Below are 1,038 nucleotides of genomic sequence, written 5' to 3' on the forward strand. Positions count from 1 at the left end.
TTCTTCCACATGATCTATCTTAGTTTTTTTGTCACTATCTGGGTCATAAATTCGATAATCTATGAGCCAAAATTGCTCAATTTTTGGATTGAAATATATACAATTTACTATCCCTATACCACGAACTACTTGATGCTCATTACCACGCTCTCTGTCGTCTAACTAAGTCAATTTTACTACCATGTTTCTTGTTAATAACTGTATCATCAAAGATTAAATAACTTTCTGTGTCTGTTACAATTTCCTCTTGAACATTTCTCCATAAATCCTGGTGATCAAAGTTTTCTATTTTTAAATAACGATTTATTGTATCATGGCTAACATTTTCTAGATTATTTGCTAAGTTTGTAATGGTATAATTTTTATGAGAATTAAGTAAATACTGATATGGGATCAATATAATTAAAGTTCATATCTTTAGCTCAAATTAATCATAATATAATTATATAATAAGAGCAAGTATTTGGACAAAATTTATTTACAATTAGCAACATCTACAACCCGTGAAAATAAATTACATTAGCTTGTATTTATACGAGTTATGATAATTTTGTTATTCAGGCGTTGGCGGAGGATGGTGGCGGCAGCTATATCGCTTAAGCATTTGTAGCGATCGCTATATTAGCTATACACTATATATATATAGTGTCTTTGCGTAAGTCCTGTTGAATAAAAAGGATTTATGCAGGCTGAAATTATAGCATTTTTCATAAATTTCATAAAGATGAGGTACATTTACGATCCCCCTAAATCCCCCTTTTCAAGGGGGACTTTGAAGGTTTCCCCCTTATTAAGCTATGCCTTACTCACATATTTCTTAACAATCTCTGATTATTGTACAGTAATTATTTGAGGGTAAAGCTTGAAAAAAGTTAACCATACTCTTAAAAAAAGTTAAAATTTGAGACTGATGCAAGAGGTATATTAAAAATGAAACAGGAATGACGGGATGAGAAAAAATAATGACTAATTGGGCAACAGAGGAACTAAAATATATAGATTTAGGCGATCGCCGTCGTCACATACGATTAATCAAAA

The 1,038-nt window shown here is 30.9% G+C and carries 1 protein-coding gene and 1 pseudogene; one reads left to right on the top strand and one right to left on the bottom strand.

Going from position 1 to position 1,038, the window contains the following annotated elements:
• Positions 1-403, bottom strand: a pseudogene (locus F6K40_RS40490) (IS701-like element ISPlag1 family transposase); the annotation flags it as partial.
• A gap of 559 nt (positions 404-962) precedes the next feature.
• On the opposite strand from F6K40_RS40490, the gene F6K40_RS41280 reads away from it, so the two are divergent.
• The coding region (locus F6K40_RS41280; RefSeq protein WP_365674516.1) for a transposase DNA-binding-containing protein at positions 963-1,038 on the top strand (76 nt) is incomplete at its 3' end.

Origin of the sequence: Okeania sp. SIO3I5 (assembly GCF_010672085.1) — a bacterium.
In the GTDB taxonomy this organism is placed as follows: Bacteria; Cyanobacteriota; Cyanobacteriia; order Cyanobacteriales; family Microcoleaceae; genus Trichodesmium.